This is a genomic window from Pseudomonas asgharzadehiana, from assembly GCF_019139815.1.
GTDB classification, from domain to species: Bacteria; Pseudomonadota; Gammaproteobacteria; order Pseudomonadales; family Pseudomonadaceae; genus Aquipseudomonas; species Aquipseudomonas asgharzadehiana.
The window spans coordinates 2,906,712-2,931,972 of the sequence record NZ_CP077079.1 but is presented as its reverse complement, the minus strand read 5'-3'; the positions used below and the strand labels follow the sequence as shown (position 1 = coordinate 2,931,972).

Genomic DNA, 25,261 nt, shown 5'->3' with positions numbered 1-25,261 from the left:
TTCCAGTGCTTGGAAGACCTGCACAAGAAAAGAGACTTCGCTTATGTCCGACATCCTCTGGCAACCCTCCCCGGAACGCATTGCCAACAGCCGAATGGACCAGTTCCGGCGCTTCATCAACAACCGCCACAACGTGCAGCTCAATGACTACCCCGCCCTGCACCAGTGGAGCATCGACCAGCGTCCCGACTTCTGGCGCGCCATCGTAGCGTTCTTCGACGTACAGTTTCGCAGCCCGCCCAGCGCAGTGCTGGTCGAAGACCTTGAGATGCCCAGCGCGCAGTGGTTTCCCGGCGCGACCCTGAACTTTGCCGAACACCTGCTGCGTCGGCGCGATGAGCATGCGGCCGTGGTTGCGATCAGCGAAGACGGCCAGCGCGAACAACTCACCTACGCCGAACTGGCTCAGCACGTCGCCGGTTTACAGCGCAGCCTGCGCGCAGCCGGTGTCACCCTGGGCGACCGCGTGGCGGCGTGCATGCCCAACACTTGGCAAACCCTGGTCGGCATGCTCGCCACCACCGGTTTGGGCGCGATCTGGTCGTGTTCCTCGCCGGACTTCGGCACCCAGGGTGTCATCGACCGTTTCGGTCAAATCGAGCCCAAGGTGCTGATCACCTGTGCCGGTTACCGCTATGCCGGTAAAACCATCGACCAAAGCCGCAAACTCAATGAGATCCTCGACCGGCTGCCGTCCCTGGAGCAATTGATTGTGCTGCCGTATGCGCGGCCCCAGGCGCGGGTCGAGGACTACCACACCCAGGCGAACGTGGCGCTGTGGGCTGATTTTTACCAAGCCGGCGGCGAGCCCGAATTCGTCGCGGTACCGTTCGACCATCCGCTGTACATCCTCTACTCCAGCGGCACCACCGGCGTGCCCAAATGCATCATCCACGGCACCGGCGGCGTGCTGCTCACGCACCTGAAGGAACACGGCCTGCATGCCGATTTGTCGAGGGAGGACTGCCTGTTCTACTACACCACCTGCGGCTGGATGATGTGGAACTGGCTGGTGTCGGTGCTGGCGATCGGCGCCACGGCGGTGCTGTATGACGGCTCGCCGTTTCACCCAGGCCCCGAGCGCTTGATCGACCTGATCGATGCCGAAAGGATCAGCGTGTTCGGCACCAGCCCCAAGTTCCTCGCCACCCTGGAAAAAGCCGGGTTGCAACCGCGCCGCAGCCATGACTTGAGCAGCCTGAAGACGCTGATTTCCACCGGCTCGCCGCTGTCGCCGCAGAGCTATGACTACGTGTACCGCGAAATCAAGGCCGAGCTGTGTTTGTCATCGATGTCCGGCGGCACCGATATCGTCTCCTGTTTTGTGATCGGCAACCCGGTGTTGCCGGTACGGCGCGGCGAGATGCAGTGCAAGAGCCTGGCGATGGCGATCGAGGTGTGGGACGACCAGGGCCACCCCTTGATCGGTGAAAAAGGCGAACTGGTGTGTACCCGGCATTTCCCGGCCATGCCCATCGGTTTGTGGAACGACCCGAATCAAAAGCAGCTGCGCGCGTCCTATTTCAGCCAATTCCCCGGCGTCTGGGCCCAGGGCGACTACGCCGAGCAACGCCCGAACGGCAGCCTGTTGATCCACGGACGCTCCGACGCGGTGCTCAACCCCGGCGGCGTGCGCATCGGCACGGCGGAGATCTATCGCCAGGTGGACAAAGTCCCGCAGGTGCTGGAAAGCCTGGCCATCGGCCAACGCTGGCAGGACGATGTGCGCGTGGTGCTGTTTGTGCGCCTCGATGACGGGGTTGCGCTGGATGATGCGCTGGAGCAGCAGATCCGCCAGGTGATCCGCGCCAACACCACCCCTCGCCATGTACCGGCCAAGATCGTCGCGGTCACGGATATCCCCCGCACCCTCAGCGGCAAGATCGTCGAACTGGCGGTGCGCAACGTGGTACACGGCGAGCCGGTGAAAAACACCGACGCCCTGGCCAACCCGCAGGCGCTGGAGGAGTTTCGCAACCGCCCCGAGCTGGCGTGAAGATGAAAGGTTTCAGCCCACCGGCACTCCTTTGAAGACAACCCCCAAATGCGTGCTATTTTTTGGGGGTAGTCACTCATTCCCGACTCACGGGATAATGGGTGTTGTCATTTTTCAAAGCGTTACGCTCAGGGCTTTTTATGAAGGAAACATCCACCGTTAGCGAAGCCGCTGCGTTGATTGCACGGCTGGACTGGGCACGAAGCCCGCTCGGTGAGGCCAATGACTGGCCGCAAAGCCTGCGCACCGCCGTGGACATCGTCGTCCACTCGCCGATGCCGATGCTCCTGCTGTGGGGCAGCCAACTCATCCAACTCTACAACGATGGTTTCGCCTTGCTGGCGGGCAACAAGCACCCCGAGGCCATGGGCCAGCCGGCGCACCAGACGTGGCCGGAGCTGGAGAGCTTCACGGCACCGATCTACGAGGCCGTGCTCACCGGCCAGGTGCGCACCTTCAGCGAGCAGCGGTTTGTGCTGCAACGCGATCACCGCGACACCGAGATCTGGCTCGACCTGACCTACAGCCCGGTTCGCGATGAAAGCGGCGATGTGGCGGGTATTCTGGTCACCGCCATCGAAACCAACGAACGTCGCAGTAAAACCCTTGAACTGCAGCAACGCTCCGAAGACAGCCTCAAGGCCCAGCACAACACCGAGCAACGCCTGCAACTTGCCCTGGCGGCCACCGACGCCGTGGGCACCTGGGACTGGGATATCGGCGAAGACCGCTTTATTGCCGATGCCCACTTCGCGTATCTGCATGGCGTTCACCCCAGCGACGCCGGCCTGCTGCCGATCAGCGATTACCTGCACGGCGTCCACCCCGAAGACCGTGGCACGGTGGCGCGCAGCATCAAGCACTGCATCACCCACGGCACCGAATACGCCGAGGAATACCGCCTGTTGCAAGCCGACGGCCAAGTGCGCTGGGTGTTTGCGCGCGGGCGTTGCTACCAGGACCGCCACGGTCGCCCGGCGCGCTTTTTAGGTGCCGCGCTGGACCTCACCGAACGCAAGAACACCGAACAGGCCCTGCGCCAGAGCCAGACCGAATTGCAGCTGATCATCAACGCCATGCCGGTGCTGATCGGTTACGTCGACCACGAACAACGTTTTCGTCTGAACAATAGTGCCTATCTCGAGTGGTACGGCATGACGCCTCAGGAGCTGTACGGCAAGACCATCCGTGAAGTGCTGGGCGATGAGGTGTATGCCGGGCGCGCAGACAAGATCGCCGCGGCGCTCAAGGGCAAGGCGTGCAGTTTCCTGACGGTCACCCCTCATCGCGACGGGCGGCCGCGCCATGCGCTGATGAAGTACCTGCCGCGCTTCAGCAATGACGGCTCGGTCAATGGCTTTTACATTTTTGTGATCGATGAGACCGAACGCAAACTCACCGAAGAAGCCCTGCGCCATCTCAACGAGAACCTCGAAGAACGCGTGGCCCAGCGCACCCAGGCGCTGGCCGAAGCCAACCAGCGCCTGCAAAACGAAATGTACGAACGTGAGCGCGCCGAAGACGCATTGCGCCATGCGCAAAAAATGGAAGCCGTGGGCCAGCTCACAGGCGGTATTGCCCACGACTTCAACAACATGCTCACCGGGATTATCGGCAGCCTCGACCTGATGCAGCGCTATATCGCCGCCGGGCGCAGTGAGGAAATCGGCCGTTTTACCGATGCCGCCGTGTCTTCGGCCCATCGCGCAGCCGCCCTCACCCACCGCCTGCTGGCCTTCTCGCGGCGCCAGTCGCTGGATCGCCAGCCACTGGACCCAAACCAATTGGTAGCGTCCCTGGAGGACCTGTTCCAGCGCACCAAAGGCGCGCACATCACGCTCAAGGTGCAACTGGGCCAAGACATCTGGCCGGTCAACACCGATGCCAGCCAATTGGAAAACGCCCTGCTCAACCTGGTCATCAACGCCCGCGATGCCATGCCGGATGGCGGTGAGCTGCTGATCGAAACCGCCAACAGTTACCTGGACGGCACCGACATCACCACCCTCGAACCGGTCAAGGCCGGCGACTACGTGATGCTCGGCGTGTGCGACAACGGCAGTGGCATGGCGCCGAAGATCCTGGCCAAGGCGTTCGACCCGTTCTTCACCACCAAACCCATCGGCCAGGGCACCGGCCTGGGGCTGTCGATGATCTACGGCTTTGCCCAGCAGTCCGGCGGCCACGTGACCATCCAGAGCGAACCGGGCCAGGGCACCTGCGTGCGCCTGTACCTGCCGCGCCTGCACGGCACCGCGCTGGAGAGCAGCCTGCCCGCCAGCCTCGGCGAAGCGCCGGTGGCATTGGCCGGTGAAGCCGTGGTGGTGGTGGAGGACGACCCGGCGGTGCGCATGCTGGTGGTGAATGTGCTCGACGAACTCGGCTACACCGCTCATCAGGCAGCGGACTCGCGCACCGCATTGCCACTGCTGGAGTCGGACCTGCGCGTGGACTTGCTGGTGACCGATGTGGGTCTGCCGGGGATGAATGGCCGACAACTGGCGGAAATCGCCCGCCAGCGTCGACCTGGCCTCAAGGTATTGTTCATGACCGGCTACGCCGAAAAAGCCGCCGAGCGCCAGGGCTTCCTGGAAGACGGCATGGACATGGTGGCCAAGCCGTTTTCGATTGACCTGCTCGCCACTAAAATCCGCAGCATGATCAACGCCGATGATTCAGTTCAGGCATAATCGCGCGCCGTCGCCTACCTGGTAGAGCCTTATGAAAGCCCAAGCCCGTCACATCCTGGTAAAAACCAGCGAAGAAGCTGAACAGCTCAAGCAGCGCATCGCCAAGGGTGAAGCCTTTGATGTGCTGGCCAAGAAGTACTCCACCTGCCCCTCCGGCAAGCGCGGCGGGGATTTGGGTGAAGTGCGGCCTGGGCAGATGGTGGGGGCCATTGATGCGGTGATCTTCAAGAAACCGGTCAAAGTGGTGCACGGGCCGATCAAGAGCAAGTTCGGGTATCACCTGGTGCAGGTGTTTTACCGCGACTGAGGGGTTGGCTTTAGAGCCGCTATCGGAGCAAGCGGCCATTCACCTCGGTATCAACGCCCCCGGCACCTGAATCACCCGACTCGCCAGCCGATGCCCCGCCAACGCCGCCTCCGCTGGCGAACCGCCCTTGAGCCGACTGGCCACATACGCCGCACTGAACGAATCCCCCGCCGCCGTCGTATCCACTACCCTCTCGACCTTCAATGCCGGCACAGCAAAGTGCTCGGCATTGCAACGGATCAGGCATTCATTCGCGCCGCGCTTGAGCACCACTTCGGCAATCTCCGGGTACGCCGCAAACACCTGCTCGCTGTCGGCAAAACCAAACAGCGCCTGCTCGTCGTCCTCGGTCAGCAAGGCGATATCCACCTCGGCCAGCACTGGGCGATACGCCGCGCGCGCCGCCTCGACACTGGCCCACAAGCGCGGCCGGTAATTGTTGTCGAACACCACCTTGGCACCGCGCCGACGGGCCTCAATCAAGGCCAGCAGCAAGCGCTCACGCCCGACTTCGCCGATTACCGCCAGGGTGATGCCGCTCAAATACACCACGTCGTAACCCGGTAACGCCGCCAGAATGGGTTCAGCCGCAGGCGTAGTGAAGCACTCGCGCACGGCGGCCTCGTTGCGCCAGTACAGGAATTTACGTTCGCCGCCGGCATCGGTCTGGATGCAGTACAAACCGGGCAGCCGCCCAGGCAGGCGCTGGACCCTTTCCAGCCCCAGGCCCTCGTCGGCCCACTGCCGGCACATGGCGTCGCTGAAACTGTCATCGCCCAAGGCGGTGACGTAGTCGACGCTGCCGATAGCGCCCAGCTCGCGGCGCAGGTACACCGCCGTATTCAGGGTGTCGCCACCGAAGCTTTGCTGCAGGCTGCCGTCGGCGCGGTGTTGCAGTTCGATCATGCATTCGCCGATCAGGGCGATGCGCGGGTTTGTGTTCATGCCTTGTGATCTCTGGTGTGGCGGGTGGCCGCTGCGCGACTCGGTCTAGAAGCAGGTATGCAGGCTTTCGATCACGCGCAACTCTGAATCCACCAGGCACCCCACCTGCCACTTATCGAACGTCAGGCATGGGTGGGAAGTACCGAAGGACATAATGTCGCCGACCCGCAACTCGACCCCCGGCGCCACCACCATGAACGCGTGCTGATCCATCACCGCCGTGACCTTGCACGCGCTGACATCATCGCCTTCGGCCGGCACGATCCCGGCCTTGTAACGCTTGAGTGGCACCGGCAAGCCGGCGTCGTAAGCCACATCGCGCTTGCCCATGGCGATCACCGCAAAGCCAGGCTCAGGCAACGATTGCACATGCGCCCAGACTTCCAGCGCTGGGCGCAGGCCTTCGTTGAGATCAGTGCGGCGGTCGAGCACGCAGCATTGCGCGTCTTTGTAGATGCCGTGGTCATGGGCCACATAACTGCCGGGGCGCAGTACGCTGAGGAAACGGCCGGCAGCGTTCTGCTGCTCAAACGACTCAGCGATCAGGTCGTACCAGGCCGACCCCGACGCGGTGATGATCGGCTTGGGCAAGTCGAAAGAACCGCTGTTTTGCAGGTCTACCGCCAGACGCACCAGGCTCGCGGCGAAGTCGCGAATGCCACTGATGGCGTGCTCGCCATGGATCACCCCTTCATAGCCTTCAATGCCGGTGAGGGCCAGGGCCGGTTGGGCCTTGATCGCCTTGGCCAGGTCGCGCACTTGCTGTTCACTGCGGCAACCGCAACGGCCGCCGACCACACCGTATTCGATCATCACGTTCAGGCGCAGGCCACGGGCGGCGAAGAACCGCCCAAGATCGGCGACGTTGTCCGGGTGATCGACCATGCAATGGAAGTCAAACGCCTCGTCGGCCAGCAACTCGGCAATCAACGCCATGTTCGGCGCGCCCACCAGTTGGTTGGCCATCAATACACGACGCACACCACCGGCATAGGCGGCGCGGGTCTGTACCGCGTTGGCCAGCGTGATACCCCAGGCACCTGCCTCAAGTTGGCGCTGGAATAGCGCCGGCATCATGCTGGTCTTGCCATGGGGCGCCAACTGGGCGCCGCTGTTGCTGACAAAATCCTGCATCCAACGGATGTTGTGCTCCAGCGCCTCGCGATGCAGGACCAGGGCCGGCAAGCTGACGTCACGGACCAGGTGTGCACCGAGGGTAGCGGCGCCTTTTTCAACGGCGTTGATGGCGGACATGGAAAACTCCTATTCGTTGATGCGACGGGCCAGGTTGTTGGCGCTGTCGATCAACACCCGGCGATAGTCGTTGTAATTTTTAATCGCGTCGGCGCGTGGCGCGACAATGCACAGGGTCGCGATGCTGACGCCCTGCGCGTCCCGCACCGGGGCGGCAAAGCAATGGGTAAAGGTGTCGGCCACGCTGTCGAAGGAGAAGAACCCATCGAGGGTGGCCTGACGGATTTGCGCCAGGAACGTGTCCAGCGCCAAGCGCTGGCCGTCCGGCAGGATGAAATCGTCGGGGTCGATCAGCTCGACAATCTGCTGGTCGCTCAAGTGCCCCAGCAACAGGCGCCCGGAGGCGGTCCACGGAATCGGTGCGTTTTCGCCGATGTCCGAGGAAATCCGGAAATGCCGCTCACCTTCGCGCATCAGCGCCACGGTGTATTTGCGCCCGTTGAGCAGGCACATCTGCGCGGTTTCGTGGGTTTGGCTGACGATTTCCTGCAAGGCGTGGTCGGCCTCGCGGGTCAGGTCGAAGTGGCGCAAGTGCGCCTGGCCGAGAAAGTACAGCTGGCGGCCCAGGTACACGTGGCCGTCCTTGCCCACGGTTTCCAGGATGCGCCGCTCCAACAAGGAAGCGACCAGTTCGTAGACGGTGGACTTGGGGCTGCCGATGCCACTGGCAATATCATTCGGACGCAGGGGCTGGCCGATCTCCTTGAGGAAATCGAGGATATCGAATGCACGGTCCAGGCCTTTGGCGCGGCGTTTGATGGTGTCTTCGGTCATGACAGTTTTCGGTCCGGTAAAAGGGTTGTGCTGCACAGTGAACCCTGTGGGAGGGGGCTTGCTCCCGATAGCGGTGGGTCAGTGTCAGATGCATTCATTGACACCCCCTCATCGGGGGCTTGCCCCTCCCACACTTGATTTGCCGTGCTTTCAAGAGTCGGGCAATTTAGCCCTTTTTCTTGTAGGCCACGCAATCGATCTCGACCTTGCAATCGACCATCATGTTGGCCTGCACACAGGCCCGCGCCGGGGCGTGCTCGGGGCTGAAGTATTCGCCGAACACCTTGTTGAAACTCCAGAAGTCCCGCGGGTCTTCGAGCCACACGCCCACGCGCACCACGTCCTTGAGTTCGTAGCCGGCTTCTTCGAGGATCGCTACCACATTGCGCATAGTCTGCCGGGTTTGTTCGATGATGCCGCCGGTGATGATTTCACCGTCCACCGCAGGCACCTGACCTGAGACGTACAACCAACCGTCCGCCTCCACCGCGCGGGCGAAAGGGCGCGGCTGACCGCCGCCGGCAGTGCTACCGGCACCGTAACGAGTGATGCTCATAAAAAATGCTCCTGATTAAAAACGAATATTCTTCAAAAATTCAGCCAGGCGCGGCGACTGCGGCCGTTCGAATATGTCTTTCGACGACCCCTGCTCCTCGATACGCCCCTGGTTCATGAACACGATCTTGTCTGAAACTTCATAGGCAAAACGCATTTCGTGGGTAACCAGCAACATGGTCATGCCCTCTTCCGCCAGCCCCTTGATGACGCTGAGTACCTCCCCGACCAATTCCGGGTCGAGGGCCGAGGTGACTTCGTCGAACAGCATCAGGCTGGGGTTCATGGCAATGGCGCGGGCAATCGCCACCCGCTGTTGCTGGCCGCCGGACAACTGGCCGGGGAAGTGGTTGCGACGTTCCAGCAAGCCGACGCGGTCCAGCCATTTTTCGGCCAACGCCACCGCCTCATCCTTGCCCATTTTTTTGACCTTGAGCAGGCCCAGGGTGACGTTTTGCAACGCGGTCAAATGCGGAAACAGGTTGAACTGCTGGAACGCCATGCCGGTCATCGCACGGTGTTGGGCAATCACGCGCTCCGGGTGACGCACGCGCTTGCCACCGATATCGCTGTAGCCGATGGACTCGCCGTCCAGGGTGATCCGGCCGCCCTGGAATTCTTCCAGCAGGTTGACGCAACGCAACAACGTGGTCTTGCCCGAGCCGCTGGAGCCGATCAAGGTCACCACGTTGCCGCGCTGCATCGACAGGTCGACGCCCTTGAGCACTTCGACCGCGCCGTATTGTTTACGCAAACCGCAAATGTTCAGCAGCGGCTCGGTTGTTTGAGGTTGGTTCATGGCAAGGCCACCCGTTTTTCTATGTAGCGCCCGAATAACTCGATGGCGTAGTTGATGACAAAGAACATGAAGCCGGCGAACAGGTAGAACTCCAGGGTCATGAAGGTGCGCGCGATCACCTGTTGGGTGCTCAGCAGCAACTCGGCCACGCCGATCACCGAGAGCAGGGTCGAGGCCTTGACGATTTCCGTGGAGGAATTGACCCAGGTCGGCAGGATCTGGCGCAGCGCCTGGGGCAACAATACGTAGGCCAGGGATTGGCGAAACGTCAGGCCAATCGCCTTGCCCGCTTCCAACTGCCCACGGGGAATGGCTTGCAGCGCGCCGCGCACGATTTCCGAGACGTGGGAGCCACAGAATAAGGTCAGACCGACCGCACCGGCCTGGAATGCGCTGATCTGCCAACCGAGGGCCGGCAGCATGTAGAAACAGGCCAGCACCAGCACAAACACCGGCGTGCCACGGATCAGATCCACGTAAAGACGAAACGGCGCACGCATCCAGAATGTGCCGTAGGTCAGCACCAGCCCGGCAAAAATACCGATCAGAGTGCCGAAGATAATCGCCAGCGCCGAACAATAAATGCTGGTTTGAAACCCCGCCCAGAGGGTGTCCCGGGCGATCCACAACTCCTGCAGCCAACTGGGAGACTCGTACATGCAAACCCTCCTTAACGACGGATCGCCAGACGCTGTTCCAAGTAACGGAGCAGCATGGCAATGAGGTAACAGGCCGCCACGTAGAGCGCGGTCGTGACCAGCCAGGTTTCAATTACCCGGTAGCTTTCAACGTTGATCTTGCGGGCGTAATACGTCAGTTCGGGCACCGCGATGGCAGCGGCCAGCGAGGTGTCCTTGAACAGCGAGATAAAGTTGTTCGACAGCGCGGGCAGCACGTTGCGCAGCATCACCGGCACGGTGATATAAGCGCGGATACGCCACTCACCGAGGCCAATCGCCAGCCCGGCTTCACGCAGCCCCTTGGGAATATTCAACAGCCCGGCGCGGAATACTTCGGTCAGGTAGGCACCGGCGTAGAGCGACAAGGTGATGATGAACGAGGGGATCTTGTCCAGCCGGACCCCCAGGCTGGGCAAGGCGAAGTAGATCAACAGGATCAGCACCAGGATCGGCGTATTGCGGATCACCGTCACATACACCGAGGCGAAGAGGCGCAAGGCGCGGTGCCGGGACAGCATGGCGAAGGCCATCAGCAGGCCGATCACGCAACCGATGGCGATCGACAGCACAGCCAGTTGCAGGCCCAGGCCGAGCCCCGCCAGCAAGGTGTCGAAATCGCGCCACACGGCGGCAAAGTTCAACTGGTAGTTCATGGTCAGCAGTACCTGATTGGGGCGCCCTGACGGGCGCCCCGGTTAGTCCGAATCACTTGAATTCAACAGGGAAACCAATCGCCGGCTCGGGCAGATCAACGCCAAACCATTGCTTGAACGAGGCCTTGTAGGTGGGGAATTCCACACCGGTCATGGCTTCATGCAGGGCGGTATTGACGAAGTTCAGCCAATCCTGGTCGCCACGCTTGACTGCGCACGCATAGGTTTGCGGGCTCCAGGCGTAGGCCGGGCTGCGGTAACGGCCGGGGTTCTGCACCATCAGGTATTTGACCGAGGACTGGTCGGTGGCGGCTGCATCGGCGCGGCCGGAGTTCACGGCCTGGTACATCAGGTCGACGCTGTCGTACTGGTCGACCTTGGCCTTGGGCAGCGCCTGGTGCACCAGTTCTTCGGCATACACGTTTTGCAGCACGGCCACGGTAACGCCGTCGGCGGCGGCCTGCAGGTCTTCAATCTCTTTGTACTTGCTGTTGGCCGGTAGCAGCAGGCCCACCCCTTCGCGGTAGTACGGCAGGGTGAACGCCACTTGCTGCGCACGGCTGGCGGTGACGGTAATGAACTGGCAACTCATGTCGACCTTGTCGGTCAGCAGGTTGGGAATACGTGCGTCGGACGACTGCACCACAAACTCGACCTTGGACGGGTCATTGAACAACCCCTTGGCCACGATGCGACCGATGTCGATATCGAACCCTTGCAACTTGCCATCCGCTCCCTGGAAGTGCCACGGCGCATTGGTACTGCCTGTACCCACGATCAGGTGCCCACGCTTGAGCACGTTATCGAGCTTGCTGTCCGCCGCCTGCACGATGCCTGCGAGGGAAGCCGATGCGGCGAAGAGAAAAACACACGCTTTGAACACGGAAGGTCGGTGATGCATGACAAGCACTCCAAGGGTTGTGTATTCCGCTATAACGGAACTTAGTATGTAACAACGGAATAGACAGCAGAAAGTGTGCCACACATCTGAAGGGCAACCTATCGTCGTCATAAACTCGTTTCTAATCAGCTAGATGGACGGAGCCAGGAGATGAGGCGTTGCGCCAGCATCTGAAATCAAATTGCTACCGAAGGCCCCACACAGGGGTGACAGCGCCACGGAGGTGCATCACCGCCCCGTTACCGGGCATGACCGCCCATGGAAACTTCCTCGGGCTGAATTGGCGGTTGGCCCCGCAAAATGACAACGCGAGCGCGTCTACCTGTGAAGGTTGACAGTAGACGCTGGGAATCCTGTGACTTAGCGTACCCACGACAACATTAAAGCCGGGTGCACAAGGAGGTTCTCATGGGCGTAATCACTTCGGTTATCAAGGACCTTGATGAGTACCATCGGATCCTGAAGAAACACACGCTGGTCATCGTGCTGTTTACCTCACCGTACTGCCAGGCATGTCTCGGGCTTGGCCCACGCTTCCACCGCGTTGCCGAACGGTACGCCGACCGCGTCAAAAGCCTGCTGCTGGACACCAGCCAAACCCCGAGAATCGACGGCGTGGACGGAACCCCTACCCTGGTGGTGTACAAAAATGCCCTTGAGGTAGAAAACCTCAAGGGCATCGGTGAACCGCAGGAACAGGAAGCGATCCTGGAGGAAGTATTCAGTGACTATGCGCCAACGGTACTAACGCCACCTGTGTCACCCGTCGCTCCTCCACCGCCGCAACCGTCAAGCGCCAGCCCTCATGTTCCAGGCTGTCGCCCACCCTTGGCAGGCGATCTAGCAGACTCACTACCAACCCTGCCAGGGTTTGATAATCCTGGGTCGCGACCGCCTTGAAGCCGGTACGCTGACGCACTTGATTGAGGTTCAAGGCGCCGTTGGCACGGAAGCCACCGCCTTCCTCGACAATATCCGGCCCCTCGATCTCACTGGCATCCGGTAACTCACCGGCGATGGACTCAAGGATGTCGGTCATGCTCAATACGCCCATGAAATCCCCGAATTCATTGATCACAAAGGCGATATGGGTCGACTCCTGGCGCATCTGCTCCAGAGCATTGAGGATCGAGAAGCTCTCCAGCAGGTTGATCGCGCGGCGCGCCAGGTGCTCCAGGTTCAGCTCGTTGCCGGCCAGGCACGCCTTGAGCAACTCTTTTTTGTGCACAAAACCCAAGGGCTCATCCACCGCGCCATTACGGATCAGCGGCAAGCGCGAGTAGGACGAATGCATCAGCTTCAGACGAATCGAATCGACATCGTCCGTCAGGTCGATGAAGTCGACCTTGGCCCGCGGCGTCATCAGGCTGCGGATCGGCCGCTCAGCCAATTGCAGCACACCGCTGATCATCACCCGCTCACGACGGTCAAACAGCGGGCCTTGCGCCGCATCCGTCTCACCCAGAAGGTCGGCCACCTCCTCGCCCACTTCTTCCACCGCCAGGCTGCGACCGCCCAGCAAGCGCATCACCGCATGGGCGGTTCGCTCACGCACCGGCAACACACCCTGCGCCGACTTTTTGCGACGAGCGCGAGCAATCTGGTTGAACACCTCGATCAGGATCGAGAAACCAATCGCCGCGTACAGATAACCCTTGGGAATATGAAAGCCCAGGCCCTCGGCAGTCAGGGCAAAACCGATCATCATCAAAAAGCCCAGGCACAGCATGATCACCGTGGGATGAGCATTGACGAAGCGCGTCAGCGGTTTGCTGGCGACGATCATCAGGCCAATGGAAATGATCACCGCGATCATCATCACCGCCAGTTCATCGACCATGCCCACCGCGGTAATCACCGCATCCAGCGAGAACACCGCATCGAGCACCACGATCTGCGCCACGATCGGCCAGAACATCGCGTAAGCCACATTGCCCGCGCGCTGCGCCACATGACCTTCAAGGCGTTCGTGCAGCTCCATGGTGGCCTTGAACAGCAGGAACACACCGCCAAACAGCATGATCAGGTCACGGCCGGAGAAGCTCTTGTCGAACACTTCGAACAGCGGCTGGGTAAGGGTCACCAGCCAGGAAATACTCGCCAGCAGGCCCAGGCGCATCAACAGCGCCAGGGACAAACCGATCAACCGCGCACGGTCGCGCTGTTCCGGCGGCAACTTGTCGGCCAGGATCGCGATAAACACCAGGTTGTCGATGCCCAGCACCAGTTCCAGCACAATCAACGTCAACAGGCCGAGCCAGGCCGTTGGGTCCGCTAACCATTCCATTTATAAAGCCTCTTTAACGATGTTCAGAATGCCAGACACAGCAATGCGCGATCAGTGGACCGGGACAGGATGAGTAGACGGAATACGGGATGCTTCAGCTGGAACAGCGACAGCGGGTGTCTTGGGAAAAGACGACTGGGAGGCTCCGAGAGGGTGTTCATGCAAGTCCTGCGATGGGAAAAGGACTTGAATCGTACAGGCGAAATACAAATGTCCTACAACGCAAAACTATTACAAAACCTGTCTCTATAAGCAGCGGATGATCACAACGTACGAGGGCTTGCCCCTTCCCACACTGTGATCCCCTGTTGAATCAGGATTTTCGGGTGGCGTCGTCCAACGCCAAAATGGTGTGGGCATTCGTGACGGTGGTTGCGAGGGTATTGATCACCCCCGAGCGCAAAGCCCCCAGCGTCGCCGCCGCCTTGGTGTTCTCACTGGCAATCGCCACCACGTCGGGAATCCGAAACAACTCTTGCACCGTCAAGCCGATCACTCGCCCCTGGATGGCGTTGACCGCCGGCTGGCCATGAATGTCGATAAAGTCATAGCCCATCATGTCGCCCACGGTGCCGGACAACCGCGCCTGGGCGATTTCCTGCGGCGAGAACCACCCCATGCGCACCATGTTGCTGTTTTCGCTCATGTCGCCGATGCCGATCAGCGCAATATCCGCCCGGCGCGCACGGTCCAGGGTCGAGCGCACCGTATCGTTGTTGATCAACACGCCGCGCAGTTCCGGGTTGGCCACCAGGGCCGGGGCGTACAGGCTTTCACTTTCACCGCCAAAACGCAGGGCCAGGCGACGGCAGATGTGGTCAGGGTTCATGTATTCGCCCGCCTTGAGCGAGCCGCCGATGGCGCAAACAAACGTACAGTTGCGCGTCACCGGCAAGAACACATTATCGGCAACGGCCCCGACGTTGCGGCCCATGCCCACGGCGACGATCATGCCGTCACTCAAGGTCTTGTTCAGGTAATTCGCCACCAGGCTGGCGACGGCCGAGCGCTGGGTGTCGGGGTCGCTGTGATCGACGGCGATCAGCGCGCGATCCAGCTTGAAGCGCTCCACCAACGCCCGCTCCAGCTCGTTGTTCATTGCCGGATGCTGCAACACACGCACCTCGACAATCCCCTCATCGCGCGCGCGCTTGAGCAAGCGGCTGACTTTCGCGCGCGACAGGTCGAAGCGCTTGGCGATGGCTTCCTGAGTGACGTTCTCGAGGTAATAGAGCATCGCCACTTCGGTCATCTGATCGATATCGCTGGCAATGCGCTGGGTACTGTCACTCATGGGGACGGGCTTCCGTTTCGGCGTCAAAGGCGCATTCTCCCGACTCTTGCCCTGTTACGTCCACTACTGATGCCCATCACGCTCGATCGCATTGATGCGCTCAACCTTGGCCCCGGAACGCGCCGCTTCGAACTCAGACTCCAGGAACGATTTGACGATGCTCTTGGCCAGCTCGGCGCCGATCACCCGCGCGCCGATGGACAGAATCTGCGCATCGTTACTCTTGCGCGCACGCTCGGCCGAGTAGGTGTCGTGAGCCTGGGCCGCGCGAATGCCCAACACCTTGTTGGCTGAAATAGCCATGCCGATACCGGTGCCGCACACCAGTACGCCGAGCCGCTGCTGCCCGTTATTGATCGCATTGGCCACCGCCAGCGCAATGTCCGGGTACAACACCGGCGCCGTGGAATGGGTGCCGAAGTCGGTCACCGGATAGCCCAGTGCCTCGATGTGGCGCTTCAACAGCTCCTTGAGCTCAAAACCCGCTTCATCGCATCCGATAGCCACCGCAAAAGGTGTGTTCATGGCGTCTGGCTCCACTGCCGTGATCGTGCCCAAGACCGATCATATGATCAATCAATGAAATTTTGCTCAGTCATTTCTCAGGCATCTTACAGCCACTGTCAAGCATGTTTTCACTGACTCGGCGGTCAAATCCGTCTAAAGGGGCCTTATTGACCCAATTCATCAGAATTGTAGCTTTTACATGAAAGGGATTGACTGATCAGAATTTCATTTGATACACATATGATCACAGCGAAACATGACTGTGCGACCTAATAAGAATTCACAGCACGAGGACACGCCGATGGCCACGCCATTACTGCTCCAGGCTGAACATGTCGCCAAGGCTTACGCCGGCATCCCTGCCCTGCGTGACGGGCGCCTCTCTCTGCGGGCCGGCAGCGTCCACGCCCTGTGCGGCGGCAACGGTGCAGGTAAATCGACTTTCCTGAGCATCCTCATGGGGATCACCCAGCGTGATGCCGGGACCCTCCTGCTCAACGGCGCACCGGTGCAGTTCAACCGCCCCAGTGAAGCTCTCGCGGCGGGGATCGCGATGATCACCCAGGAGCTGGAACCCATCCCCTCTATGACCGTCGCCGAAAATATCTGGCTGGGCCGCGAACCGCGTCGCGCCGGCTGCATCGTCGACAACAAGACGCTCAACCGCCGCACCCGCGAGCTGCTCGAAAGCCTGGAGTTCGACGTCGACGCCACCAGCCCCATGCATCGCCTGAGCGTGGCGCAGATCCAACTGGTGGAAATCGCCAAGGCGTTCAGCCATGACTGCCAGGTGATGATCATGGACGAGCCGACGTCGGCCATCGGCGAGCGTGAGACCGAGACCCTGTTCAAAGCGATCCGCCGCCTCACCGCGCGAGGCGCAGGCATCGTGTATGTATCGCACCGCTTGAGCGAGCTGGCGCAGATCGCCGATGACTACAGCATCTTCCGCGATGGCACATTCGTGGAAAGCGGGCGCATGGCCGATATCGACCGCGACCACCTGGTGCGCGGCATCGTCGGCCAGGAACTGACGCGCATCGACCACAAGGTCGGCCGCGAATGCGCCGCCAACACCTGCCTGCAAGTCGACCACCTGAGCCGCACCGGCGAATTCCATGACATCAGCCTGCACCTGCGCCAGGGCGAGATTCTCGGCATCTATGGCCTGATGGGCTCGGGCCGCAGCGAGTTCCTCAACTGTATCTATGGCCTGACGGTGGCGGACTCCGGCAGCGTCACCCTGCAAGGCAAGCCGATGCCGGCGGGCCTGCCCAAGGCGACTATCAACGCCGGCATGTCGCTGGTCACCGAAGACCGCAAAGACAGCGGCCTGGTGCTGACCGGCAGCATTCTGTCGAACATCGCGCTGTCGGCCTACAAGCGCCTGTCGAGTTGGTCGCTGATCAATGCCCGCAAGGAAAACCAACTCGCCCAGGACATGGTCAAGCGCCTGCAGATCAAGACCAGCTCCCTGGAACTGCCGGTGGCTTCCATGAGCGGCGGCAACCAGCAGAAAGTGGTGCTTGCCAAATGCCTGTCCACCGAACCGGTGTGCCTGCTGTGCGACGAGCCGACCCGCGGCATCGATGAAGGCGCCAAGCAGGAGATCTACCACCTGCTGGACCAGTTCGTACGTGCCGGCGGTGCGGCCATCGTGGTGTCGTCGGAAGCCCCGGAACTGCTGCACCTGAGCGATCGCATCGCCGTATTCAAGGGCGGCCGGCTGGTGACCATCAGCACCGACACTGCCCTTTCCCAGGAAGCCTTGTTGAGTCTTGCCTCATGAACGCCAAAACACTCTCCGCCCCCGCCACCGTGCCTGTCACCACCGCGCCGCGCAGTCGCCTGCGCCTGTCCCTGGACCGCTTCGGCCTGCCGCTGGTGTTTATCCTGCTGTGCGTGGTGATGGCGTTCTGCAGCGAATACTTCATGACCTGGCGCAACTGGATGGACATCCTGCGCCAGACCTCCATCAACGGCATTCTCGCCGTGGGCATGACCTACGTGATCCTGACCAAGGGCATCGACCTGTCGGTGGGCTCGATCCTGGCCTTTGCCGGATTGTGCAGCGCCATGGTTGCCACCCAGGGCTACGGCTTGCTGGCCGCCGTCAGCGCCGGGATGTTCGCCGGGGCGATGCTTGGGGTGGTCAACGGTTTCATGGTCGCCAACCTGTCGATCCCGCCGTTCGTGGCCACCCTCGGCATGCTCAGCATTGCGCGCGGCATGACCTTTATTCTCAACGACGGCAGCCCGATCACCGACCTGCCCGACGCCTACCTGGCGCTGGGTATCGGCAAGGTTGGCCCGATTGGGGTGCCGATCATGATCTTCGCGGTGGTCGCGCTGATTTTCTGGATGGTGCTGCGCTACACCACCTACGGCCGCTATGTGTATGCGGTGGGCGGCAACGAAAAAAGCGCGCGCACCTCGGGTATCGGCGTGCGCAAGGTGATGTTTTCGGTGTACGTGGTCTCGGGCCTGCTCGCCGGGCTGGCCGGCGTGGTGCTGTCGGCGCGCACCACATCCGCCCTGCCCCAGGCCGGGGTGTCTTATGAGCTGGACGCGATTGCCGCGGTGGTAATCGGCGGCACCAGCCTGTCGGGCGGTACCGGCAGCATTGTCGGCACGTTGTTTGGCGCGCTGTTGATCGGCGTGATCAATAACGGGCTGAACCTGCTCGGCGTTTCCTCCTATTACCAGCAGGTCGCCAAGGGCCTGATCATCGTGTTCGCAGTACTGATCGACGTATGGCGCAAGAAAAAACGCTAGAGAACGCCCCACTACAACAATAACTGGAGTTCCGCTCATGAAACTGGGTACCACCTTTGCCGCCGCGGCGGCTCTCTCCCTGCTCGCCAGCAGTATCGCCCTGGCCGCCGACGGCAAGACCTACAAGGTCGGCGCGGCCGTCTACGGCCTCAAGGGCCAGTTCATGCAGAACTGGGTACGCGAGTTGAAGGAACATCCGGCGGTCAAGGACGGCACCGTGCAGTTGACCGTGTTCGACGGCAACTACGACGCCCTGACCCAAAACAACCAGATCGAAAACATGGTGACCCAACGCTTCGACGCCATTCTGTTCGTGCCGATCGATACCAAGGCCGGTATCGGTACCGTCAAGGCAGCCATGAGCAATGACGTGGTCGTCGTGGCCTCGAATGCCAAAGTTGCCGATGCCAGCGTGCCGTATGTGGGCAATGACGACGTGGAAGGCGGACGCCTGCAGGCCCAGGCCATGGCCGACAAGCTCAAGGGCAAAGGCAATGTGGTGATCATCCAGGGCCCGATTGGCCAGTCGGCGCAGATCGACCGGGAAAAAGGCGAGCTGGAAGTGCTGGGCAAATACCCCGACATCAAGATTATCGAGAAAAAGACCGCCAACTGGGATCGCGCCCAGGCCTTGGCGCTCACCGAGGACTGGCTGAACGCGCACCCCAAGGGCATCAATGGCGTGATCGCACAGAACGACGACATGGCCCTCGGTGCCGTGCAGGCCCTGAAGTCCCATGGACTGACCGCCAAAGACGTGCCCGTGACGTCGATCGACGGCATGCCGGACGCGATCCAGGCGGCAAAAAAAGATGAAGTCACCACCTTCCTCCAGGATGCCCAGGCCCAATCCCAAGGCGCGCTGGACGTGGCATTGCGCGCATTGGCCGGTAAAGACTACAAGCCCCGGTCGGTGATCTGGGAGCGGTATGGCAAGGATGTGAAATGGGCCGATGGCACCGCCAAGAACTACATCCTGCCGTGGGTGCCGGTGACCAATGCCAATGCGGATGCGCTGTACAAACAAGTCAGCGGCGGCAAGTAGTTATTGACTTGAAATACAGCCAAGTGTGGGAGGGGGCTTGCTCCCTCCCACACTTTGATCTCCCCTCTGCTTAAAAATGGAGTCTGTTCATGTCTGGTTTCTGGAACCAAGCCTTCGACCTCACCGGCCGCTGCGCGGTGATCACCGGAGGCGCCGCCGGCATCGGGCTGGCTTGCGCCCACCTACTGGCGGAGCGCGGCGCGCGCGTGGCCTTGCTGGACCGCGACCCGACGGTGGTGGACGTGGCCGCCAAGCTGGGTGCCGGGCACCTGGGCATCGCCGTCGACCTCGCCCAGGTCGGCCAGATACAGCACACCATCGACAGCGTATTCGAACAGTTCCAACGCCTGGATTACCTGATCAACAGCGCCGGCGTGGTACTGCTGGACAAGGCTCTGCAGGTCAGCGAAAGCGCCTGGGACACCACCCTGGATATCAACCTCAAGGCCAGCTTTTTCGTGGCGCAAGCCTGTGCCCGGCACATGCTCGCCCAAGGCAGCGGACGCATCGTCAACCTCGCCTCCCAGGCCGCCGTGATCGGCCTGGACCGGCACGTCGCCTACTGCGCGAGCAAAGCGGCCATCGTCGGCATGACCAAGGTATTGGCCATGGAATGGGCGCCCCGGATTACCGTCAACGCCATCTCGCCCACCATTGTCGAGACCGCCCTGGGCAAAAAAGCCTGGGCCGGCGACGTGGGTGAGCGGGCCAAATTGCAGATCCCGGCGGGCCGTTTTGCCCAACCCGAAGAAATCGCCGGGCTGGCGTTGTACCTGCTCAGCGACGCGGCCCAGATGGTCACCGGCGCCAACATGGTGATCGACGGCGGCTACAGCATTCAGTAATTGATTTTTTTCGTGAGGTCCTGTCATGTCCACCGCTACCGAACGCACACCAGAACAGCTGTCCCCGGCTATCCCGAAAACCATGCAGGCCGTGGTCTGCCACGGCCCGGAAGACTACCGCCTGGAAACCGTCGACGTCCCCACCCCCGGCCCCGATGAAATCCTCACCAAGGTCGAGCTGTGCGGCATTTGCATGGGTGATATCAAGACCTATCGCGGCGCCCCGTCGTTCTGGGGTGACGCCGAGCAACCCCGCTACGTGAAGCCACCGATGATCCCTGGGCATGAGTTCGTGTGCCGCGTGGTCGCACTGGGCCCTGGCGCGGAAAAGCGCGGCGTGGCCGTCGGTGACCGGGTGATTTCCGAGCAGATCGTGCCGTGCTGGGGCTGTCGCTTCTGTAACCACGGCCAGTACTGGATGTGCCAGAAGCATGACCTCTATGGTTTTCAGAACAATGTGCAGGGCGCCATGGCCCAGTACATGATCTTCACCAAGGAAGGCATTATTCACAAAGTGCCGGAGTCCATTGCGCCTGACGAGGCGATCCTGATCGAACCGCTGGCCTGCTCGCTGCACGCGGCGGAACGCGCGAATGTCGACCATGACGATATCGTGGTGGTCGCAGGCGCCGGCACACTGGGCCTGGGCATCATCGGCGCCGTGCGTTTGCGCAATCCGAAAAAACTCATCGTGCTGGACATGAAACCCGAACGCGCCGCCCTCGCCCTGCGCATGGGCGCGGACGAGGTGTGGAACCCCGCCGAAGTGGACGTACTGGCGAAAATCCGCGAGATCACCGACGGCTACGGTTGCGACATCTATATCGAAGCCACCGGGCACCATAAAGCGGTGAACCAGGGGCTGGCGATGCTGCGCAAGTTGGGGCGGTTTGTCGAATTCAGCGTGTTCAACGACGAGGCCACGGTGGACTGGTCGATCATTGGCGACCGCAAGGAACTGGATATCCTGGGCTCGCACCTGGGGCCGTACATGTACCCGAGGGCCATCGACTTTATCGGCAACCGCAAGATCGACATGCGCGATGTGGTGACCCACAAGTTTGCGCTGGCGGACTTCAAGGAGGCGTTTGCAGTGATGGAGCGTGGCGATAAATCACTCAAGGTTGTACTGCAGCCTTAAGCCCACCACCTATCCAAAGGTCTGAGGGGGCTTGCTCCCGATTGCGATTTAACAGTGATAGATAAGCTGACTGACACACCGCTATCGGGAGCGCCCTCCCACCCTGGATAGTGGTGAACCAATAAAAAAAAAGGAGCCCGCGTTATGAATCGAGTCATCAACGATCCGGACCAAGTGGTCGAGGACATGCTGCGCGGCATCCTGGTCGCGCATCCCGAACTGCGCCAATACGAGGCCAACCCGCGCGTCATCGTCAAGGCCAGGCCATCGGGCCAGGGCCGCGTGGGCATCGTCACCGGCGGCGGTTCGGGCCATGAGCCTGCGTTTCTCGGCTATGTCGGCCCGGGCCTGGTCGACGCGGTGGCGGTGGGCGAGATTTTCTCCTCGCCCACCGCCAAAAGCTTCTTCGACGCCTTCCGGGCCGCCGACCAGGGTGCCGGCGTAGCCTGCCTGTACGGCAACTATGCCGGCGACAATATGAACGTGAAGCTGGCCATGAAGATGGCCGCCAGCAAAGACATGCGCATCCGCACAGTGGTCGCCAACGACGACGTGGCCTCGGCGCCCAAGGCCGAGATTGCCAAGCGCCGTGGCGTGGCTGGCGAAATTTTCATGTGGAAGGTCGGCGGCGCCGCTGCCGCCCAGCATTACGATCTGGATGGCGTGATTCGTGTTGCCCAGAAAACCGTCGATCACTGTCGCTCGATCGGCATCGGTCTCACCCCCTGCACCATTGCGGCCGTGGGCAAACCGAACTTCCAGATCCCCGCTGGCCAGATGGAGCTGGGCATCGGTCATCATGGCGAACCGGGCATTCAAGTCATCCCTGTCGAACCGGCCGCCGCGATGGCCGAACGCATGCTCGCGCCGATCCTTGAAGACCGCGATTTCAGCCAGGACGACAGTGTGGTGGTGCTGGTTTCGGGGCTCGGCGCCACGCCGGTGATGGAGTTGTACATTTTCTACGCTGAGGTCGAAAAACAGCTCAAGGCCAAGGGGCTGAAGATCCATCGCTGCTACGTCGGCAACTACTTCACTTCCCTTGAAATGATGGGCGTGACCCTGACCCTGCTCGGCCTCGATGCCGAACTCAAAACCCTCATCGACCAACCCTGCCGCTCCATCGGCATGACCCAGGCGGACTGAACCATGAGCCAGCATTTTTCCACCCACGAGGGCAGCGCCATCGTCGCCGACCTGGTCAGCGTGATCACGGCCAACCGTGAGTACCTCAGCGAGGTCGACGGCGCCATTGGCGACGGCGACCACGGCATCAATATGGCCAAGGGTTTCGCCCATTGCGGGCGCACGATCGAAGGCCGGCAGTTGACCCTCGCCGAAGCACTGGATGAACTGACCCTGAGCCTGATGGAAGGCATCGGCGGCTCTATGGGCCCGTTGTATGGCAGCCTGTTCATCGGCATGGCCGATGAAGTGCGGGGCAGCGAAGACATCGATGCCGCCACCTTCGCTGACCTGCTGCGCGGCGGGCTGACATCGCTTCAAGACATTACCGAGGCCGGTGTAGGCGACAAGTGCCTGATGGACACCTTGATCCCGGCAGTGGAAGCCTTTGAACAGGCACATGCCTCGGGGGTGACCTTCAACGGCGCGCTGGACGCGATGAAAGCCGCCGCGTCCCAGGGCCGCGATTCGACCAAGGACCTGGTAGCGAAGATCGGCCGCGCCAGTCGCCTGGGCGAACGTTCACTGGGCGTGCTGGATGCCGGAGCGGTGTCGTGCTGCCTGATCCTTACGCGGTTGGCGGACTCTATCCAGCCCCGCTTGACCTGACAGGGCCGCAAGCCCGCTCCCACAAGGGATTACCTGGATTTCAGTTTTAGGTTACCAGAAGCGCTGCTGGGTCAAGCGGCTCCACCAGGTCAGCAGCACGCGGTCCACCGAACCGCTGGCCGCCAGGCCCACGCGCTCCTGCAGGCTTTTACGCTCGGCATAGTGCAGGTGGAACACCTCGGCGGTCTTGGCCTTGGTGGCCAGGTATTCGTCGCTGGTCTGCAGTTCGTCGACCAGTTGTTTGTCGAGCGCCGCAACACCCAGCCACACTTCCCCGGTCGCGACCTCATCAATCGCCAATTGGGGGCGATAGCGCGACACGAAGTTCTTGAACAACTGATGGGTGATGTCCAGGTCTTCCTGGAACTTCTCGCGGCCTTTTTCGGTGTTTTCGCCGAATACCGTGAGGGTGCGCTTGTATTCACCGGCGGTCAGCACTTCAAAGTCGATGTCGTGCTTTTTCAGCAGGCGGTTCACATTGGGCAACTGCGCCACTACGCCGATGGAGCCGAGGATGGCGAACGGTGCGCTGATGATCTTCTCGCCGATGCACGCCATCATGTAGCCGCCGCTGGCCGCTACCTTGTCGATGCACACGGTCAACGGCACGCCCGCCTGGCGGATACGCGCCAGTTGCGAGGACGCCAGGCCGTAGCTGTGGACCATGCCGCCGCCGCTTTCAAGGCGCAGCACCACTTCATCCTTGGGCGTGGCCAGGCTCAGCAGCGCGGTGATCTCGTGGCGCAGGCTTTCGGTGGCCGAGGCCTTGATGTCGCCGTCAAAATCCAGCACGAACACCCGTGGCTTGGCCTCGGGTTTATGCTTGCTGTTCTTCTTTTCGGTTTTGCTTTCGGACTTGCGCAAGGCCTTGAGTTGGTCCTTGTCGAGCAGGGTCGATTCCAGGCGTTCACGCAGGCCTTTGTAGAAATCATTGAGCTTGCTGACCTGCAATTGGCCGGCGGATTTGCGACGACCTTTGCTGCGCAATGCCGCGAAGCTGATCAGTACCACCAGAATAGCGACCACCAGGGTGACGGTCTTCGCCAGAAAGCTCGCGTATTCGGCCAGGAAATCCATGTTGCTCCTTACAAGTGCAGTGCGCCAGGCGCGGATTGTCCCAGCATACCGGCGGCCAGGCGTTCGGGCCAGTGATCAAACCGCCAGCAACCCAGCACTCCAACAGCCTTTTAAAACAAGCGTATGTTTTTTCATTGACAGCTCCCTGGCATCCTCATAACCTCGCCAGACTTTCAACGTACCGGGAAAACGGACGTGGGCAGCATCTATCTGATTCGACATGGCCAGGCCTCCTTCGGTGCAGACGATTACGACGTGCTGTCGCCCCTCGGCGTGGAACAAGCCCAAGTCCTCGGTCGCCACCTGGCCGACATGGGCCTGGTATTCGACCGCTGCATAGCCGGCGACCTGCGCCGCCAACAGCACACCGCCAGCGCTACGTTCGATCAATACAGCGCCCGGGGCCTGCCGGTCCCGCCGCTGGAAACCGACGTCGCCTTCAATGAATTCGACGGTGAGGCCATTATTCGCGGGTTGCTCCCTGACCTGCTCGGCGCCGAACCCAACGCGATGCACATCCTGCGTAACGGCGCGCAAAACCGCAGCGAATTCCAGCGCATCTTCGCCCTGATCATCGAGCGCTGGCTGGCCGGCACCTATGATCCGCCAGGGCTGGAAAGCTGGCAGGGGTTCGTCGAGCGCGTTCAAGGCGGCCTGCAACGTATTCTCGAGGCAGCGGACAATTCGCACAAAGTCGCCGTGTTCACCTCGGGCGGCACCATCACCGCCCTGCTCCACCTGATGACCCGAATGCCTGCCGCCCAGGCCTTCGAGCTGAACTGGCAAATTGTTAACACCTCGCTCAACCAGCTGAAATTCCGCGGTCGCGAGGTGGCACTGGCTTCCTTCAACAGCCATACCCACTTGCAACTGTTGAAGGCGCCGCAGCTCATCACCTTCCGGTGAATTGCGGCCAACCGTGACCCCAGGGTCACTGGACTC

At 61.3% G+C, this 25,261-nt stretch carries 23 protein-coding genes and 1 pseudogene; 12 read left to right on the top strand and 12 right to left on the bottom strand.

Going from position 1 to position 25,261, the window contains the following annotated elements; translation table 11 throughout:
• Nucleotides 1–43: 43 nt before the first annotated feature.
• The 3 genes from KSS96_RS13300 (at nt 44) to KSS96_RS13290 (ending at nt 4,993) form a co-directional block, all read left to right on the top strand.
• Nucleotides 44–1,996, top strand: coding sequence for an acetoacetate--CoA ligase (locus tag KSS96_RS13300; RefSeq protein WP_017527986.1), 1,953 nt, complete (start codon nt 44–46; stop codon nt 1,994–1,996).
• A 140-nt stretch (nt 1,997–2,136) separates the two neighbouring features.
• Entirely contained in the window at nt 2,137–4,686 is a 2,550-nt protein-coding gene (locus KSS96_RS13295; RefSeq protein ID WP_026067271.1) for a PAS domain-containing hybrid sensor histidine kinase/response regulator family protein, read from the top strand.
• A 31-nt stretch (nt 4,687–4,717) separates the two neighbouring features.
• Entirely contained in the window at nt 4,718–4,993 is a 276-nt protein-coding gene (locus KSS96_RS13290) for a peptidylprolyl isomerase (RefSeq protein WP_003174397.1), read from the top strand.
• Between the two features lie 39 nt (nt 4,994–5,032).
• Here the strand turns inward: KSS96_RS13290 and KSS96_RS13285 are convergent, their stop codons facing one another.
• From KSS96_RS13285 to KSS96_RS13250, 8 genes are all read right to left on the bottom strand, one after another.
• Nucleotides 5,033–5,938 carry a sugar kinase gene (locus tag KSS96_RS13285; protein WP_217856408.1) on the bottom strand — a complete coding sequence of 302 codons (906 nt, stop codon included), beginning with the start codon at nt 5,936–5,938 and terminating at the stop codon, nt 5,033–5,035.
• Nucleotides 5,939–5,983: 45 nt separating this feature from the next.
• On the bottom strand, nt 5,984–7,192 hold the full coding sequence (locus tag KSS96_RS13280; RefSeq protein WP_065878352.1) for an amino acid deaminase: 1,209 nt from the start codon (nt 7,190–7,192) through the stop codon (nt 5,984–5,986).
• 9 nt (nt 7,193–7,201) lie between these two features.
• Nucleotides 7,202–7,966 carry an IclR family transcriptional regulator gene (locus KSS96_RS13275; RefSeq protein WP_017527990.1) on the bottom strand — a complete coding sequence of 255 codons (765 nt, stop codon included), beginning with the start codon at nt 7,964–7,966 and terminating at the stop codon, nt 7,202–7,204.
• A 166-nt stretch (nt 7,967–8,132) separates the two neighbouring features.
• A complete protein-coding gene (locus KSS96_RS13270) occupies nt 8,133–8,522 on the bottom strand; it encodes a RidA family protein (RefSeq protein WP_017527991.1) in 390 nt (129 codons plus the stop codon).
• A 15-nt stretch (nt 8,523–8,537) separates the two neighbouring features.
• Nucleotides 8,538–9,320: an amino acid ABC transporter ATP-binding protein gene (locus tag KSS96_RS13265; protein WP_017527992.1), complete on the bottom strand. Its 783-nt coding sequence runs from the start codon at nt 9,318–9,320 to the stop codon at nt 8,538–8,540.
• Nucleotides 9,317–9,979 (bottom strand): amino acid ABC transporter permease, encoded by a 663-nt coding sequence (locus KSS96_RS13260; RefSeq protein ID WP_065878347.1) that lies wholly within the window; start codon nt 9,977–9,979, stop codon nt 9,317–9,319. Before KSS96_RS13260 ends, KSS96_RS13265 begins: the two co-directional genes overlap by 4 nt.
• Nucleotides 9,980–9,990: 11 nt before the next feature.
• Complete coding sequence (locus KSS96_RS13255) at nt 9,991–10,653, bottom strand: amino acid ABC transporter permease (protein ID WP_017527994.1); 663 nt, start codon at nt 10,651–10,653, stop codon at nt 9,991–9,993.
• Between the two features lie 52 nt (nt 10,654–10,705).
• Entirely contained in the window at nt 10,706–11,554 is an 849-nt protein-coding gene (locus KSS96_RS13250) for a transporter substrate-binding protein (RefSeq protein WP_217856406.1), read from the bottom strand.
• Between the two features lie 408 nt (nt 11,555–11,962).
• Here KSS96_RS13250 and KSS96_RS28185 point away from each other — a divergent pair.
• Nucleotides 11,963–12,229, top strand: a pseudogene (locus KSS96_RS28185) (thioredoxin family protein); the annotation flags it as partial.
• 46 nt (nt 12,230–12,275) lie between these two features.
• Here KSS96_RS28185 and KSS96_RS13245 read toward each other — a convergent pair.
• The 3 genes from KSS96_RS13245 to rpiB all read right to left on the bottom strand — a co-directional run bounded on the left by KSS96_RS13245 (nt 12,276) and on the right by rpiB (nt 15,660).
• Nucleotides 12,276–13,841, bottom strand: a complete 1,566-nt coding sequence (locus tag KSS96_RS13245) for a TerC family protein (RefSeq protein WP_137220262.1) — start codon at nt 13,839–13,841, stop codon at nt 12,276–12,278.
• Between the two features lie 313 nt (nt 13,842–14,154).
• A complete protein-coding gene (locus KSS96_RS13240) occupies nt 14,155–15,135 on the bottom strand; it encodes a sugar-binding transcriptional regulator (RefSeq protein WP_017527998.1) in 981 nt (326 codons plus the stop codon).
• A 63-nt stretch (nt 15,136–15,198) separates the two neighbouring features.
• Nucleotides 15,199–15,660, bottom strand: coding sequence for a ribose 5-phosphate isomerase B (gene rpiB, locus KSS96_RS13235; RefSeq protein WP_017527999.1), 462 nt, complete (start codon nt 15,658–15,660; stop codon nt 15,199–15,201).
• Nucleotides 15,661–15,943: 283 nt separating this feature from the next.
• On the opposite strand from rpiB, the gene KSS96_RS13230 reads away from it, so the two are divergent.
• From KSS96_RS13230 to dhaL, 7 genes are all read left to right on the top strand, one after another.
• Nucleotides 15,944–17,431 (top strand): sugar ABC transporter ATP-binding protein, encoded by a 1,488-nt coding sequence (locus KSS96_RS13230; RefSeq protein ID WP_017528000.1) that lies wholly within the window; start codon nt 15,944–15,946, stop codon nt 17,429–17,431.
• Entirely contained in the window at nt 17,428–18,417 is a 990-nt protein-coding gene (locus KSS96_RS13225) for an ABC transporter permease (protein WP_017528001.1), read from the top strand. The genes KSS96_RS13230 and KSS96_RS13225 overlap by 4 nt, the downstream gene beginning before the upstream one ends.
• Before the next feature lie 37 nt (nt 18,418–18,454).
• The gene (locus KSS96_RS13220) at nt 18,455–19,462 is read left to right on the top strand and encodes a substrate-binding domain-containing protein (protein ID WP_017528002.1); all 1,008 of its coding nucleotides are present in this window, start codon (nt 18,455–18,457) and stop codon (nt 19,460–19,462) included.
• Nucleotides 19,463–19,551: 89 nt separating this feature from the next.
• A complete protein-coding gene (locus KSS96_RS13215) occupies nt 19,552–20,307 on the top strand; it encodes an SDR family oxidoreductase (protein ID WP_017528003.1) in 756 nt (251 codons plus the stop codon).
• Between the two features lie 25 nt (nt 20,308–20,332).
• A complete protein-coding gene (locus tag KSS96_RS13210; RefSeq protein WP_065878341.1) occupies nt 20,333–21,448 on the top strand; it encodes an MDR/zinc-dependent alcohol dehydrogenase-like family protein in 1,116 nt (371 codons plus the stop codon).
• A gap of 144 nt (nt 21,449–21,592) precedes the next feature.
• Nucleotides 21,593–22,594, top strand: coding sequence for a dihydroxyacetone kinase subunit DhaK (locus tag KSS96_RS13205; protein ID WP_068934757.1), 1,002 nt, complete (start codon nt 21,593–21,595; stop codon nt 22,592–22,594).
• Nucleotides 22,595–22,597: 3 nt separating this feature from the next.
• Nucleotides 22,598–23,242, top strand: a complete 645-nt coding sequence (gene dhaL / locus KSS96_RS13200; RefSeq protein ID WP_116079584.1) for a dihydroxyacetone kinase subunit DhaL — start codon at nt 22,598–22,600, stop codon at nt 23,240–23,242.
• 51 nt (nt 23,243–23,293) lie between these two features.
• Here dhaL and sohB read toward each other — a convergent pair whose 3' ends face one another.
• A complete protein-coding gene (gene sohB / locus KSS96_RS13195) occupies nt 23,294–24,319 on the bottom strand; it encodes a protease SohB (protein WP_017528007.1) in 1,026 nt (341 codons plus the stop codon).
• Nucleotides 24,320–24,514: 195 nt separating this feature from the next.
• Here sohB and KSS96_RS13190 point away from each other — a divergent pair, with 195 nt between their 5' ends.
• A complete protein-coding gene (locus KSS96_RS13190; RefSeq protein ID WP_135196533.1) occupies nt 24,515–25,225 on the top strand; it encodes a histidine phosphatase family protein in 711 nt (236 codons plus the stop codon).
• Nucleotides 25,226–25,261: the final 36 nt, after the last annotated feature.